A 14918-nucleotide genomic window follows, 5' to 3' on the forward strand; every position below is an offset into this window, starting at 1 on the left:
GTGTACCGGGCCCCGCGGCGTTCTCCGTGCCCCGTTCCCTCACCGCGGTGAGGGAACGGGGCACGGGTGGGACATCAGGGCGTCAGGGGCGGACGGGGCTCGTCGGCCCGACGCGGGCCCTGAGCGGCGTCCTCGCGGATGACCTCACCCTGGACGACCTTGCCGTCCGGGCGGTGGATGCGGGCCTGCTGGAAGGCGTCCTGGAGGCTACCGGGAGGCGCGGCGGCCATCCGGCGCTCGGCGGCCCGGTCCGCGTACCGCCCGAGGAGCGAGCGGACCGGCGGGATCAGCAGGAGCAGACCGAAGACGTCCGAGACCAGGCCGGGGATCATCAGGAGCAGACCGCCGAGCATCAGGAAGCCGTTGCGGTCCTCCGTGCCGGTCCGCTCGGGCGCCGACGGCACGGTGCCGGCCTGCGCGGCGGCCTGGGCCTGCTGGAAGGTCGAGCTGAGGTTGCGGAAGGCACGGCGGCCGGCCCGCTTGACGACGGCGGCACCGAGCACGATGCCGCCGACGAGCAGGGCGAAGACGGTCAGTCCGCCCGCCGCGCCCGCCACCACGGTGAGCAGCCAGATCTCGAGGACCAGCCAGGCGGCGACGGCGAGCGGAAGGAAGGTACGCGCGCGTGAGCGCTTCTGGGCGAGGGGAGGCGTTGCGCCGGTCGTCATGTCCCCCAGTGTGCCTGGCGCCCCGCCGGAACGTCGTAAAGAAAGGATCAGTGCGGGACGCCCCGGCAGCGGGTCAGGAGGCCTTGCGGCCGAGGATCCTGCCGACCTTCTCCGCACGCGCCGACAGGCCCCAGCCGGTGACCCGCCAGAGCGCCTCGACCACGATGTTCCGGCTCATCTTCGAGTCGCCGATCTCGCGCTCCACGAAGGTGATCGGGACCTCGACGACATGGAAGCCCGCGGCGACGGCGCGGCGGGCCAGGTCGACCTGGAAGCAGTAGCCGGCCGAGGCCACGTCCTCCAGGCCCAGGCCCTCCAGGGTCTCCTTGCGGAAGGCCCGGTAGCCGCCGGTGACGTCGCGGATCGGCACGTCGAGCATCACGCGCGAGTAGAGGCTGCCGCCCCGGGAGATGAACTCGCGGGACTTCGGCCAGTTCACGATGCGGCCGCCCGGCACCCAGCGGGAGCCGAGGACGAGGTCCGCGCCCTTGAGGGCGGTGAGCAGCCGCGGGAGCTCCTCGGGCTGGTGGGAGCCGTCGGCGTCCATCTCGACGAGGACGCCGTACCCGTGCTCGATGCCCCACCGGAAGCCGGCGAGGTAGGCGGCGCCGAGCCCCTCCTTGCCCTTGCGGTGCAGGACGTGCACATGGTCGTCCTCGGACGCGATCTCGTCCGCGAACTTGCCCGTGCCGTCAGGGCTGTTGTCGTCGGCGACGAGGATGTGCGCCTCGGGTACGGATTCCCGCACCCGCGCGACGATCGGCTTGATGTTCTCCGCCTCGTTGTAGGTCGGAATGATCACCAAGGCCTTGCCGAGCGGGCCGTAACGCCTCTGGCCACCGTCGTTCACTACTGCCCCTTCGGATACATACACAGGCCCCCACCATAGCGAGGTCCCCGGAGTGCTCCGGCGCGGCGGGTCGGCTGTGAGGGGCGGGGCGGCGACCGGACCGAGCCGGAGGCGCGGGCGGGGCGGGGCCCGGACGGAGCCGGCGGCGCGGGCCGCGCGGTGGCCCGGCGGGGGTCGTACCGCAGGTGAGACGGCGGCCCGGCGGGGGTCGTACACGCGCGTGACGTGCGGTGCGGGGCCCGTCGTCCTTCGGTCCGACCCGGGATCCGCTGGCGGCGGATCGACCGAAAGCCGTTGTCTACTGAACGTCCGGGCCCCACCCGGGTCGCACCTTCCGCCGGAGAAACCTTCCCTCGCGGCCGAGGCGCGGGCGGCGTTCGGCGAATGCGTGGAGATGCTGTCCGGTCGGACGTCCTGTGGTGGACGCGGAGAACCTACCCGCCCCCGACGGTCGACTGTCAACACCCGCTTGACCTGCGGAGACTCCCTAAAAGGCCAGGCCGGAGGGGAAGATCCGCAGGTCGGGGACAAGCGTGCGGAAGGGGTGTCCCAGGTGGGACATATCCCTACATCACTCGTTCGGCCGTACGAACACCGGCTGTCCGTGCACGACCGTCCGCAGGCAGACGGGGAGATCGACACCGGGGGACAGATCGGGCAGACCGGGCGTGCCGGAGCGCGGGTCGGTGGACCAGCGGGCCACCCGGTCGTCGGGGGCCTGGACGACGAGTTCCTCGGTGCGCCAGACCGCGTAGTCGGCCGGGGCGCCCGGCACCAGCGTCCCCGCGTCGTCCCGTCCCACGGCCCGCCAGCCGCCCCGGGTGTGGGCGGTGAAGGCGGCCCGGGCGGAGATCCGGTGCTCGGGGGTGCGGTGGAACGCGGCGGCGCGGACGGTGCCCCAGGGGTCGAGCGGGGTCACCGGGCTGTCCGAGCCGAAGGCCAGCGGCACACCGGCGCGCAGCAGCGCCGCGTACGGGTTGAGGGTGCGGGCCCGCTCGGCGCCGAGCCGGTCGGCGTACATGCCCTCCTCGCCGCCCCAGAGCGCGTCGAACGCGGGCTGGACGGATGCGGTGAGGCCGAGTTCGGCGAAGGCCGCGATCGTCTCGGGCGTGAGCATCTCGACGTGCTCGACGCGGTGCCGGGCGGCCCGGATCCTCGCCAGGCCGAGCTTCTCGGCGGCCGCCCTGACCCCCTCGACGACGGCGGTCACGGCGGCGTCCCCGATGGCGTGGAAGCCGGCCTGGAGGCCCGCCTCGGTGCAGGCCACGACATGGAGGGCGATGGTGGCCGCGTCCAGGTGGGCGGCCCCGGTGTGGCCGGCGTCGGTGTGGTCGGCGTACGGCTCGTGCAGGCAGGCCGTGTGGGAGCCGAGGGAGCCGTCGGCGAACAGGTCGCCTGCCGCGCCCAGGGCCCCGAGGGCGCGGGCCCGCTCGACGTCGAGGTCCGCCCAGTAGCCGACGATCCGGGGGCCGGCCTCGTCGCGGGCGAGGTCCAGGAGGCCGGTGAAGTCGTCCTCGGAGGAGATGCGGGGACCGCCGCACTCGTGCAGGGTGCCGATGCCGAGGGAGGCGGCCCGGCTCCGGGCCGCGCGCTGCGCCTCGGTGCGCTGGCGCGCGGAGACGGCGCCGAAGGCGGCGGCGCGCACGGCGTGGTGGGCGTCGCCGGTGAGCGGCCGCTGTCCGTCGTGGAAGCCGTCCAGGTCGCGGACGCCGGGGACGAGGTCCAGGAGGGCGGTGGTGACGACGGCCGAGTGGACGTCGATTCGGGTGAGGTAGAGCGGGCGGCCGCCGGTGAGCTCGTCGAGTTCGGCGCGCGTGAGCGGCCGGCGCTCGGGCCAGCGGGAGGCGTCCCAGCCGTGGCCGATGAGGATGCGGTCCTCGGGGCGGGCGGCTGCGTGGGCGCGGATCAGCCGCGCCGCCTCGGCGAGCGAGGCGGCGGCGGACAGGTCGAGCCCGGTGAGGGCGAACCCGGTGGCGGTGGTGTGGACATGCGCGTCGACGAATGCCGGGGTGACGAGCGCGCCCTCCAGGTCGACCACCTCGTCCACACCGGTGGCGAAGGCGTCGGCCGCGCCCTCCGAGCCCACCCAGGCGACATGCCCGCGCTCCACCACCATGGCGGTGGCGAAGGGGTCGGCGGGGCTGTGGACTTCTCCACCGCGCAGGAGCACGGTGCGGTGCGCGGCGGGAGACGCAGGGGGCATGGACTCACTCATGCGACCAGGCTATGACCTGCCGGGACCCGGTTTGTCCGGCAGGTCCCCTCGATCACCCCGCGCGCGCGTCAGATGCGCGGCGGCCGCGCCTCGTACGGGGTGGAGAGGACGACGGTGGTGCGGCTGGAGACACCGGCCTGGGAGCGGATGCGGCTGAGCAGGTGCTCCAGCTCCAGGGGGGTGGCGACCCGCACCTTGAGGATGTAGTTCTCGTCACCGGCCACGCTGTGGCACGCCTCGATCTCCGGGATGTCGGCGAGCCGGTCGGGGGTGTCGTCGGGGGCGCTGGGGTCGAAGGGTTTGACCGAGATGAAGGCGGTCAGCGGCAGGCCGACGGCCTCCGGGTCCACGACGGCGGCGTAGCCGCGGATGACTCCGCGCTGCTCCAGACGACGGACGCGCTGATGCACCGCCGACGTGGACAGGCCCGTGGCCTTGCCCAGGTCGGTGTAGCTCATGCGCCCGTCCTTGACGAGCAACTCGACGATCTGACGATCCAGCTCCTCCATGCGGTGACCCTATTGCTCCCGGAGAGGAGCGGCACCGCCGGGGTCGACCGCAATCGGGCGGTATGGGTCATCACGGGGCACCTGCGGCGGGCATGTGACGAACGCCACAGGTTTGCGTCCGGCCTGGGGTACTGCCACACGATTATGCGGACGACCGCATGGGAAGTGCTTGCTGTGGTCGAGGCCGTACAGATCCGGCCGACCCACCCGAGGGGGAGATTCTCCATGCAGGAGCCTGTTGATTCGGTCGACACGTCCGAAGAGCTCGACGCGTACGACACCTTTGAGATGTTCCGGGTCATCTGCCCGGAGTGCGTGCAGCCGATCGCGCTGCTCGCGGACGAGGACGCGCTGCCGGAGCACGCGCTCTGCCCGACGCCGTGGAACCCCTTCGTCCTGACGGTCTGCCCGGGCACGGGACTGTCGGCGACCGAGGCCCGCCCGGCCGACGACACGCTGGAGGTCCAGGAGCAGGACACCGCCCTGCTCCTGACGCTCCCCCAGGGTCTCGACTGGCGCACGCAGCCGTTCTCGCACGTCGGTGGCCCGGGCTCGCGCCCGATCCGGGTGCCGCAGATGCGGCGCGCCGCCTAGGGCACGTCCGGACGGGGCCTCCGGGCCCCTCCGCTCACCAGTAGCTTCCCCGCACCATCGCCGCCAGGGTGGCGTGGTGCAGGATCAGGCCGTCGGGGTCCGCGGGTACCTCGACCTCGCCGAAGTGGGCCTGTCGGTGCGCGATCCTGAGCATGACGATCGCGTGCCGCAGCGCCGCGTAGAGGGTGTGGAACTCCATGTCGCGCGGGGTGTGTCCGGTCAGTTCCGCGTAGCGCCGTTCGACCGCGTCGCGCCGCAGGAGATCGGGCAGCCCGGGCTGGCCGAAGCCGACGGTCAGGTCCTGGAAGAAGCGGTGCAGGTAGACCGTCCAGCCGAGGTCGACCTCGCGCGGGGCGCAGGCCGCCATCTCCCAGTCGAGGACGGCGGCGGGGACGAATCCGTCGTAGACGATGTTGCCGATGCGCGCGTCGCCCCAGCCGAGGACGGCCGGGCCTTCGTCGGCCGGCCAGTGCGCCTCCAGCCAGTCGAAGGCCGACTCGATGAGCGGCGAGGGCGCGAGTCCCTCCACCACCCACGCGTAGTAGGCGCGTTGGGCGTCGACGTGGCGACGCAGCGGTGTGCCCGGGCCGTCCGGCAGCAGGAACTCGGCCTCCTTCGCGGGAAACTGGTCGTGCAGCCGGGCGAGGACGGAGACGGACTCGGCCTCCAGCAGGGCGCGCTCGTCGTCGGTGGCGGCGTGCAGCCAGTTCCCCTCGTACGTGTAGGGCATGACGTCCGGCGGGACCCGGCCCTCGGCGCGGGCCATCACGAAGAAGGGCGCGCCGAGCGGCTCGGGGTCCTCTTCGAGCCACAGCACGCGCGGTACGGGGATGTCGGTGTGCTCGCCGACCAGCCGCATGACCCGGTGCTGGCGGGCCATGTCGTAGACGGGGAAGACGGTGTACGCCGCGGGGTCGGCGGCCAGCCGCAGGGCGCAGCCGTGGACCGGGGCGTCCGGGTGGTCGAGGTCGAACAGCAGGGTCTCGCTGGACATGCCGTTGGAGCCGGGCACGGCGAGCCCGGTGACACGGGCGCCGGGCAGATGCCGGTCCAGCCAGCCGGTGAGCCGGCGCCCGAGCTCCTCGGGGTCGCGGGTCGTGGTGCGGGGGCGGGGCGCGGAGGTCAAGGGAAGCTCCTCGGAGGGCCGTTGACGTGGGAGGGTGCGGCACGCGGGGCCGTCGACGCGCGAGGACCGGAGCGAGGTGCCGCGGAGGAGGCGTGCCGGCGGGCGGTGAGCGAGGCGCGTCGGCGGGCGGGGGACGAGGCGTGTCGGCGGGCCACGGAGGGGCACGTCCGCGGGCCGCTGGGCGCGGCGGGAGGGAGGCCCCTCCGCGGTGCCGCTCGACGTGCGGGCGGGAAGGTTCTCAGCGCGCCGTCGACGTGTGGTCGGCGAAGCCGCTGGGGTCGTGGCGGCCGAACGAGCCGTGCTCGAAGATGCCGTAGCCGGTGTGGCCGTCGAGGGTGAAGCGGGCGGCGTGGTCGGTGACGCCGTACGCCGCCATGGGGTGGGCCGCCGGATACGTGAGGTCGTAGACGCGCCGGTCGGTCCAGCCGCGGCCCTGCCAGGTGCCGTGCTGCCAGTCGGTGGCGGGCGGGTATCCGGCGCCGACGGCGAGCGGGGACGAGGCGAGGACGTCGACGCCGATCTCCAGGGGCTTCCCGGTCGGGTCGGTGAGGTGGACGGTGGCCCGTTCGGGGTGACGGGAGCCCGGGCGGTACGTGATCTCGGTGCGGGGCCAGCCGAGTTGGGTGTCCCGGTGGCCGTTCCGTACGAGGAGGGCCTCGTTGAGGGTGCGGTAGCCGTCGGCGTCCTCCTGGGCGATGACCATGAGGAAGCGGTCCTCGAAGCGCATCGGGATCCAGAGCCAGTGGAAGCCCTCGGGGCGGAACTCGGCCCCGCGGCCGGGCTCCTCGCCGGGGATCGGGCGGACGCCCCAGCTGCGGTCCCGGGTGCCGGTCCACTCCCCCGGCGTGACCGCGAACTCCTCTCCGCCCGCCCTGATCGTGCCGGCGCAGTGGCCGGCCTGGACGAAGCGACGGCCTTCCAGGGTGAGGCGGCCGCCGTGGCGCTGGGTGTGGTGGGGTTCCCAGACGGCGGGGAAGTCGCCGGTCCAGCTCAGGTCGTACGACAGACCCCCGGGGTCGTCCGGATCGGCGGCGCAGCGCAGGGAGAGGCGCTTGAGGGGCTCGTCGACGGTGATGGTGAACGGGCCGACGGAGAGGTTCATCCGGTCGTCGCCGAGCGCGTCGGAGGCCCGGACGGCGTGCAGCCGGTCGCCGACGCGGAGGGTGGCGTAGGCGTCGACGACCCCGGTGTTCGGGTAGACCCCGAGACCGGCGATGAGCAGGGCGCGGCCGGTGTGGTCGAAGACGTGGAAGATGCATCGGTCGTAGGCGTTGCGGTCGCCGCTGACGTGGTGCTTCATCGAGAGCGGGGCCTGGTGCACGGGGTATTCGTCGAGTGCGACGGGCCGGTCGTCGACGTGCCGGTGCACGGACATGGCTGACCTCCTGGTCGGCGAGCGCGTGTCTTCCGCGAGAGGACCTGACGGTACGTCAGGTCCGTGTCGGGGGGCCAGAGTCGTGCACCGGGTACCGGACGAACTGCCGCTCGAATCCCCTCGGCGGTGACCACGGCCGCCGGGGCGCGTTGGTCCGGGCATGACCACGCTGTACACGACGCCCAGCGGAATCGGTCGGCACCGACAGGCCGAGCCGCGCCTTGAAGAATCGGTTCCTCACCCGCCGTCGGCGCCCCCTCCGACGGCCGCGGTGCCGCATCCCCCCGCGCCGGTGCCCGTCCCCGTACCGGCGCAGACGCCCACCCCGACGCACCTCCCCGCCGACCCGCCCATCTACAAGGCCGTGCTCTCCCTCTGGGCGAGCCAGGGACGCACCCTCCCGGGCCACCGCGACCAGGAGTGGGCGCGGCTCGCCTCGGGCCCCGTCTGGGCGGACCGGACGGTACGGGTCAGCGGGACTCTGGTCCGTCGGGGCGACGGGCGGTGACCACCCGCCCGGGCTGACGGGAACGGACGCGGACACGCGGTGGCCGGAGACGGATCCGGACTGCCCCGCGTGTGGGTCCGGCATGCCCCGCGTGCGGAGCCGGTCTGCCCGGCGCGCGTCCCCGGCGTTCGCGGCGTGTGGTCCCGGCGTTCGCGGCATGCGGTCCCTGCGCCCGCCCGCGCGCGCATCGGCCTGCCTAGCGCACCACGCGGTAGCGCAGGTACACGACCCTGGGGCCGAACCTGCGGGTCTCGACGAGTTCGAGCTCGACCTGGCGCTCGTTCCGGGCGAAGAACGGAATGCCACCGCCGACCAGCACCGGGTAGACCATGACCTGGTACTCGTCGATCAGGCCCAGCTCGGCCGCCTCGGCGGCGAGCGTCGCGCCGCCGATCGCGATGTCGCCCTCCCCCGGCTCGGCGCGCAGCCGCTCGATCTCCTCCGCCAGCCCGCCGGAGGCAAGCCGGGCATGGCCCTGCACCTCCGACAGCGTGCGGGAGAAGACCACCTTCGGAAGCGGGTTCCAGAGCGCGATCCACTCGCGCCCCGCGTCGTCGAGCGACGGATCCTGGTCGGCGGTCTCCCAGTACAGCATCGTCTCGTACAGCCGTCGCCCCAGCAGATGGACTCCGACGCCCCGGATCTCGTCGATCCAGAAGCGGAAGGTCTCGTCCTCGGGGACCGTCCAGTCGAAGCCGCCGTCAGGCCCGACGATGTATCCGTCGAGAGACATGCTCATCGAGTACGTCACCCTGCGCATCAGAAGTCCTCCTCGGGAAGGGGAGCCCCGCACGGAGATCGTCGCGAAGGGCGCGTGCTGCTGCCCTGCTACCTTCCCCCCTTCAGCAGCGATCGGCTGATCACCACGCGCTGGATCTGGTTCGTGCCCTCGACGATCTGGAGCATCTTCGCCTCCCGCAGGTACCGCTCCACGGGGAAGTCCGCCGTGTACCCGTACCCGCCGAGCACCTGCACCGCGTCCGTCGTGATCTGCATGGCGGCGTCCGAGCAGAACAGCTTGGCCATGGCCGCGCGGCGGCCGAAGGGCCGCCCCTCGTCCCGGAGCCGGGCCGCCTCCAGATACAGCGCCCGGCCCGCCTCGATCCGGGTCGCCATGTCGGCGAGCAGGAAGCGGATCCCCTGGAAGTCGGCGATCGGCCGGCCGAACTGCCGGCGTTCCACGGCGTACGCGAGGGCCACGTCCAGGGCCGCCTGGCCGAGCCCGACCGCGCAGGCGGCGATGCCCAGCCGCCCCGAGTCCAGGGCGTCGAGCGCGATGGCGAAGCCCTGCCCCTCCGCGCCGAGGCGCCGCGCGTCGGGGACCCGTACCCCGTCGAAGTGGAGCTGCGCCGTGGGCGAGCCCTTCATCCCCATCTTGCGCTCGGGCGGGGCCGCGCCCAGTCCCGGCGCGTCGCCCGGCACCAGGAAGGCGGTGATGCCCCGCGCCCCCTCCTCGCCGGTCCGGGCCATGACCGTGCAGAAGTCGGCGATGCCGCCGTGGGTGATCCACGCCTTGGTGCCGTCGATCACCCAGTCGCCGTCGTCGCCGTCCCGGACCGCCCGGGTGCGGAGCGCCGCCGCGTCCGATCCGGCGGAGGGTTCGGAGAGGCAGTAGGCGCCGAGAAGGCCGCCTCCGAGCATCGCGGGCAGATGGGCCGCACGCTGCTCGTCGGTGCCGTAGCGGGCGAGCGCGTGACAGGAGAGGCTGTGCACGCTCACGCCGAGCCCGACGGTGAGCCGGGCCGCGGCGAGCTCCTCGAGGACCTGGAGGTAGACCTCGTACGGCTGACCGCCCCCGCCGTGTTCGGGGTCGTAGGGCAGTCCGAGCAGCCCGGAGCGGGAGAGCAGGGTGAACAGCTCGCGGGGGAATTGTCCGGCGTCCTCCTCCGCGGCGGCGCGCGGGGCGATCTCCCGACGGGCGATGTCCCGCGTCAGGGCGAGCAGCTCGCGGGCCTCGTCGGTGGGCAGCCGGCGTTCGACGCCGTCCGGGGTGCTGTCGGCCATGACCGGGCGCTCCTCCCTGCCGGGCGCGGGCACGGGCACGGGCGTGCGGGGCGCGCGCGGGGTCGCGGGGAGTATGCCCGTTCGAGGCATCGGGATCACCCGGCGACCGGGGGATCACACGGACGCCGGGGGACGGGCGCAGCAGAACGCGGCGCGGCCGGGGCGGCGGACGGCTCCCACGGCCTCACATGAGGCCGGCGCCCGTCACGAAGACGGCGAGCACGACGACCAGGGTCCAGCCGAGGACGTGTTCGAGCAGCTTGGGGCCCCGGTCGTCCTTCGGGCCACCCGTCCGGGCGCGGAGGAGGAGTCGGGTGGCGGCGGCGGAGGTGGAGGTCATGGCGACCACCATGCGGTACGGGGGCGGCCCCGGGGTAGAGACGTCGGTCACGTCCCCCGGGGCCGCGCCGACGCCTCAGACGACGCCGAGCGCCGCGAGTGCCTTGTGCTGAGCGGCCGAGGGCCGGTCGGGGAAGTAGAGGTAACAGACCCCTCCTGTGCCGGAGACCACTTTCCCGCTCGCGTTGTACCGCTTCGTACGGAGCCAGATGTTCTCCCACTCGCGCCGCCGGTAGACCCGGCGGACGGCCTCGTTGCTCGGTGAGGCGGGGTCGTTCGCGATGACGTCGCCGTCCGCCGTGAAGCCGATGACGGTCATGAGGTGGCCCGAGGTGCCGTATCCGGCCCCGGTCAGTTCCTCCTTGAGGAACGACTGGGACGTTATGGCCGGGATGCCGGCCCGGATCAGGCTCTCCAGTTCGGTGAGCGAGCGCAGCCGGGTGACCACGGCGTTCATGTCGGGGTACGTGGCCGCGTAGGCGGCGTTGAAGGGCCAGTTGCCGCAGCCTTCGTACTGGTGGTCGAAGGTGAAGCGGGCCGCGTGGCAGACCTGGGGGTCGGCGAAGGCCGGGTTCACCCAGGCAAGCTCCTCGGCCGAGGGCCGGCGCCCCCAGTACTCGACGATCATCTGGGAGGAGGTCGGGCTGCACCACGCCTCGCCGCCGTTGTCGTACTCGGGGTACTGCCCGACGTGGGTGTTCTGCGAGTAGCGGGGCACGGCCAGCTCGCGGGCCGGGCCCGGCGCGGAGGCCGGGACGGTGAAGCGGTCCGGGATGTCCGAGGCCATGGCCCCGAGCCGCCAGACCGTGGGCGTGAGACCGCTGCCCGGGGTCCGGTAGAGCGTCAGGCGCAGCCGGTACGAGGCGAGCCGCAGCCCGCTCGTCGCGTCGTCGATCGCGAAGGTGTCGGTCCAGACGGTGCTCCTCCCGTCGGTCTGGTCGTCGACCGAGGTCCGCCGGATGTCGCCGTCCCCGGAGGCCCAGCGGCCCAGGACGTACCAGGGGGTGGCGGTCGCGTCGGTGTACGTGCCGGACAGCTCGACCTGGAGCCAGGTGCCGGGCGGGGTGCGGGCGTTCCAGGAGGCGATGACCTCGGTGGCCGGCTCGGCCGGGGTGTGCCGGGGCGAGGTCCAGGTGGCGTACTCCCACGCGGAGGTCCGCCCGGTGTGCGGGTCGGTGTAGTCGGTGCGCCCGGCCGGGGTGGCGAGGACGAGGCCCGGGCGGAGTCCGGCGACCGCCTTCGTACCGGCCGCGCCGCCGCACCTCCAGTCCGTGTACGAGGACCAGAAGCGGTTGTCGACGAGGCCGGGCGCGGGGGCGTGGCCCCGCTCCGCGTCCTCGGCGGAGGCCTGGCCCGCGCCGGGTGCTCCGGGCGGGCAGTCGGTGGCGCGGTCGGGGCCGGCGGCCATGGCGGGAGCGGCCATGGCGGCCGTTCCGGCGGCCGCGAGGGCCGCTGCGAGAACGGTTCTGCGCGGGGTGGAGCTGGTCATGGACGGTGACCCCCAGTCGAGAACGGTGGGCGTGCGAACCTGTGGACGAACCGGGCGGGCGGGTGGGCGGGCGACAGTGGGCGGCAGACCGGGACCGGCCGCAGGCGGGCGGGCAGCACGTCGGGCGGACCCGTGGGCGGGCGGGCACGCGGGCGTCCGGAGCCCCGGGCGCCAGGAGCCCGCAGGGCGCACGGCCGGGCCGCGCGCCCCACTATCGCGGCTTCCCCACCCCTCCGCCAGCACTTCGGCCCGCGTCGCCGCACCCAATATTGGTCTTGACCACTGACGGCGGTACCTCCCTGACCTGCGACGGTCCCCCACTCCCCTACCCTGGGCCCATGAACGACCTCGATCGCGCGGCCCACGCGCTGCTTCGGCTGCCGCCCTCCTGCGGACCGGTCCGGCTGATCGCGGTCGACGGTCACGCCGGCTCCGGCAAGTCCACGCTCGCCGCCCGCCTCTCCGCCGCCCTGGGCGACGCCCCCGTCCTCCACCTCGACGACCTCGCCACGCACGAGGAGCTCTTCGAGTGGACCGGGCGGCTGCGCGACCAGGTCCTCGACCCGCTCGCGCGCGGCGAGAGCGCGTCGTACCGCCCGTACGACTGGAACCTCCGCCGCTTCGGCGAGGCGTGCGAGCTCCCGTCGGCCCCGGCCGTCCTCGTCGAGGGGGTCGGCGCGGGCCGGGCGGCGGTACGGCCGTTCCTCACGTGGCTGCTGTGGATGGAGCGTGGCCCCGAGGAGTCGTGGGCGCGGGGCCGCCATCGGGACGGACCGGACCAGGCCGCTTTCTGGGACGGATGGACCGTGGCGGAGACTCGCCATTTCGCCGGGGACCCCTCCCGGCCCTTCGCCGACACCCTGGTACGCGAGTGTCACGAGGGCTACGACTGGCTCCCCGGGCCGGGTGTGACAGCGGGCGCGGACCAGATCATCACACACCGTGACGGCTTCATGTCCGTGAACTGAGGGGCCGAAACTCCGCTTCCGCAAGTGCCTCAACTCCGCTTGACCCAAGGGGCGTACAGGTCTTACGTTCTGAATGTGCGGCTTTTCGGAGCCGCCGCGGACGCGAAGCCCCCGGTTGTTCCCCCGTGATCGGGGGCTTCGTTCTGCCCCTGACGGCCCTCTCGAGGGCCCTTCGCGGCCCCTGATGCTCACCCAGGGTGACCGCTTCCGGATCATGCGCTTCTCCTTAATTACGTACCCCCTGCGCAGGTACGATGCCCCCAGGTGCGGTCAAATCCCGTCCATGCGAAGACGGTTGTGGGGGACCCGATGGACATCGGCACGCAGGGCGCGCAGGCCCCGGCCGAGCTCGCCTGGCTGCGCGGAATCGACGCCTACACGATGGGCGCGTATCCGCAGGCGGAGGACGAGTTCCGGACGGCGGTAAGGATCGACCCCGGGATGGCGGACGCCTGGCTCGGGCTGCACGCGCTCCGGGTCGACACCACGACCGCGCTGCTGCGCATGTACCGCAACCGCGACCGCTTCGGCGAGCAGCGGACCCGGTACCGGCGCACACTCAACTCCTGGTACTGGCTCGGCTGGTGGGTGCAGCCGGTCCTGGAGAGCCCGCGCGACCTGCTGCTCGCGCACGCCTCCCACTGGCTCGACGGACGCCACGTACCGGAGCTGGACCGGGCCCTCGCGGGCCTCCCCCCGGTCGACACCGACCCGCAGGTCCGCTTTCTGCACGCCTGCCGGGCCTATCTCGTCAAGGACTGGGACCAGCTCGTCCGGCACACCGAGACCCTCGTCGACGACCCGCTGCTCGGCATCGAGGCCGGGCTCTTCGGCGGCATGGCCCGGGTGCGCCTGGAGATGTACGGGCAGGCCGAGCCGCTGCTCTCGGCCTCGCTGATGCGCTGCCGCAGCGAGCAGCCCCAGCGCAAGGAGCTGCGGTACTGGCTGGCCCGCGCCCACGAGGGAACCGGGCGCAGCGCCGCCGCGCTGCCCCTCTACCGGGCCGTGCACCGGATCGACCCGACCTTCATGGACACCGCCGCCCGGCTCGCGGCGATCGCCGAGTACGACGGCTTCGAGGGGTACGACGGTGTCGACGACCCGGCCGGGCTCGCGACGGTCGCCCTGGGCACCGCCGGCGGCGGTCTCGGCCAGGACGCCGTGGACACCGCTCCGGGCGCCGAGCCCGACCCGGCGGCCGGCCCGCTGGGCGACGGAGTGCGGCTCGCGCCCGATCCCGTACCGCCGACGGCACCGGTGACGCCGCCGGAGACCGTACGCCAGAAGGCCCCGCTGCCGAACCAGCCGGTGCCACCGCGCTTCCCCGCGGGTCCGACCGATCCGGTGCGGCTCGCGGAGGCGCTCGCCGAACTGGAGGGCATGGTCGGCCTGGAACCGGTGAAGCGGCAGGTCAAGGCCTTGTCCGCGCAGCTGGAGATGGCACGGCTCCGCGCCGGTCAGGGCCTTCCGGTGCAGCCGCCCAAACGTCACTTCGTCTTCTCCGGCCCCTCCGGCACCGGGAAGACCACCGTCGCCCGGATCCTCGGCCGGGTCTTCTACGCCCTCGGGCTACTCGGCGGCGACCATCTCGTGGAGGCCCAACGGGCCGATCTGGTGGGCGAGTTCCTCGGCCAGACGGCGGTCAAGGCCAACGAGCTGATCGACTCGGCCGTCGGCGGGGTGCTCTTCGTGGACGAGGCGTACGCGCTCTCCAACACCGGCTACAGCAAGGGCGACGCCTACGGCGACGAGGCCCTCCAGGTGCTCCTCAAGCGGGCCGAGGACAACCGCGACCACCTCGTGGTCATCCTGGCCGGCTACCCGGAGGGCATGGACCGGCTGCTCAGCACCAACCCCGGGCTCTCCTCCCGGTTCACCACCCGGGTCGACTTCCCCTCGTACCGGCCGCTGGAGCTCACCGCCATCGGCGAGGTGCTCGCGGCGGCCAACGGCGACGGCTGGGACGAGGAGGCCCGCGAGGAACTGCGCTCGATCAGCGGGCACGTCGTCGAGCAGGGCTGGATCGACGAGTTGGGCAACGGCCGATTCCTGCGCACCCTGTACGAGAAGTCCTGCGCCTACCGCGACCTGCGGCTCTCCGGCTACGCCAGCATCCCGACCCGGGAGGATCTGGCGACCCTCCGGCTGGCCGACCTGATGCAGGCGTACGGCGAGGTCCTGTCGGGCCGCGGCCCGATCGACCGCGGCCCCCAGCAGGAGCCCCCGGGCTACTAGGATCCGGGCCGCCCACCACCGGAGCGAGGGGGGCACGA

At 73.5% G+C, this 14918-nt stretch carries 14 protein-coding genes; 4 read left to right on the top strand and 10 right to left on the bottom strand.

The genetic code is table 11. The features are described from left to right. Window positions 1–74: 74 nt before the first annotated feature. The 4 genes from fxsA to ACFQ79_RS19860 form a co-directional block, all read right to left on the bottom strand. Window positions 75–668, bottom strand: coding sequence for an FxsA family membrane protein (gene fxsA, locus ACFQ79_RS19845; protein ID WP_383585188.1), 594 nt, complete (start codon window positions 666–668; stop codon window positions 75–77). A gap of 73 nt (window positions 669–741) precedes the next feature. After that, the gene (locus tag ACFQ79_RS19850; RefSeq protein ID WP_383585190.1) at window positions 742–1518 is read right to left on the bottom strand and encodes a polyprenol monophosphomannose synthase; all 777 of its coding nucleotides are present in this window, start codon (window positions 1516–1518) and stop codon (window positions 742–744) included. Between the two features lie 571 nt (window positions 1519–2089). Next, window positions 2090–3733, bottom strand: coding sequence for an amidohydrolase (locus ACFQ79_RS19855; RefSeq protein WP_383585192.1), 1644 nt, complete (start codon window positions 3731–3733; stop codon window positions 2090–2092). A gap of 68 nt (window positions 3734–3801) precedes the next feature. Further along, window positions 3802–4242 carry an Lrp/AsnC family transcriptional regulator gene (locus ACFQ79_RS19860; protein ID WP_017242178.1) on the bottom strand — a complete coding sequence of 147 codons (441 nt, stop codon included), beginning with the start codon at window positions 4240–4242 and terminating at the stop codon, window positions 3802–3804. A 225-nt stretch (window positions 4243–4467) separates the two neighbouring features. On the opposite strand from ACFQ79_RS19860, the gene ACFQ79_RS19865 reads away from it, so the two are divergent. Further along, window positions 4468–4836, top strand: coding sequence for a hypothetical protein (locus tag ACFQ79_RS19865; protein WP_266963850.1), 369 nt, complete (start codon window positions 4468–4470; stop codon window positions 4834–4836). A gap of 34 nt (window positions 4837–4870) precedes the next feature. On the opposite strand, the gene ACFQ79_RS19870 is transcribed toward ACFQ79_RS19865, so the two are convergent. Both ACFQ79_RS19870 and ACFQ79_RS19875 read right to left on the bottom strand, forming a co-directional pair. Further along, window positions 4871–5962: a phosphotransferase family protein gene (locus ACFQ79_RS19870; protein ID WP_383585196.1), complete on the bottom strand. Its 1092-nt coding sequence runs from the start codon at window positions 5960–5962 to the stop codon at window positions 4871–4873. 238 nt (window positions 5963–6200) lie between these two features. Beyond that, the gene (locus ACFQ79_RS19875; RefSeq protein ID WP_383585198.1) at window positions 6201–7337 is read right to left on the bottom strand and encodes a hypothetical protein; all 1137 of its coding nucleotides are present in this window, start codon (window positions 7335–7337) and stop codon (window positions 6201–6203) included. A gap of 271 nt (window positions 7338–7608) precedes the next feature. Between ACFQ79_RS19875 and ACFQ79_RS19880 the strand changes: the two genes are divergently transcribed. Continuing rightward, on the top strand, window positions 7609–7845 hold the full coding sequence (locus ACFQ79_RS19880) for a hypothetical protein (RefSeq protein WP_383585201.1): 237 nt from the start codon (window positions 7609–7611) through the stop codon (window positions 7843–7845). Between the two features lie 196 nt (window positions 7846–8041). On the opposite strand, the gene ACFQ79_RS19885 is transcribed toward ACFQ79_RS19880, so the two are convergent. The 4 genes from ACFQ79_RS19885 to ACFQ79_RS19900 all read right to left on the bottom strand — a co-directional run bounded on the left by ACFQ79_RS19885 (window position 8042) and on the right by ACFQ79_RS19900 (window position 11677). Next, window positions 8042–8605, bottom strand: coding sequence for a dihydrofolate reductase family protein (locus tag ACFQ79_RS19885; RefSeq protein ID WP_383585204.1), 564 nt, complete (start codon window positions 8603–8605; stop codon window positions 8042–8044). 68 nt (window positions 8606–8673) lie between these two features. Then, window positions 8674–9849, bottom strand: coding sequence for an acyl-CoA dehydrogenase family protein (locus ACFQ79_RS19890; RefSeq protein ID WP_383585206.1), 1176 nt, complete (start codon window positions 9847–9849; stop codon window positions 8674–8676). A gap of 184 nt (window positions 9850–10033) precedes the next feature. Further along, window positions 10034–10189, bottom strand: a complete 156-nt coding sequence (locus tag ACFQ79_RS19895) for an SCO1431 family membrane protein (RefSeq protein ID WP_383585209.1) — start codon at window positions 10187–10189, stop codon at window positions 10034–10036. A gap of 75 nt (window positions 10190–10264) precedes the next feature. Continuing rightward, on the bottom strand, window positions 10265–11677 hold the full coding sequence (locus tag ACFQ79_RS19900; protein ID WP_383585211.1) for a peptidase C39 family protein: 1413 nt from the start codon (window positions 11675–11677) through the stop codon (window positions 10265–10267). Between the two features lie 338 nt (window positions 11678–12015). On the opposite strand from ACFQ79_RS19900, the gene ACFQ79_RS19905 reads away from it, so the two are divergent. Beyond that, complete coding sequence (locus ACFQ79_RS19905; protein ID WP_383585213.1) at window positions 12016–12645, top strand: uridine kinase; 630 nt, start codon at window positions 12016–12018, stop codon at window positions 12643–12645. Window positions 12646–12954: 309 nt separating this feature from the next. Beyond that, entirely contained in the window at window positions 12955–14880 is a 1926-nt protein-coding gene (locus tag ACFQ79_RS19910) for an AAA family ATPase (RefSeq protein ID WP_383585215.1), read from the top strand. Window positions 14881–14918: the final 38 nt, after the last annotated feature.

Origin of the sequence: Streptomyces sp. NPDC056480 (assembly GCF_042795405.1) — a bacterium.
Taxonomy (GTDB): Bacteria; Actinomycetota; Actinomycetes; order Streptomycetales; family Streptomycetaceae; genus Streptomyces.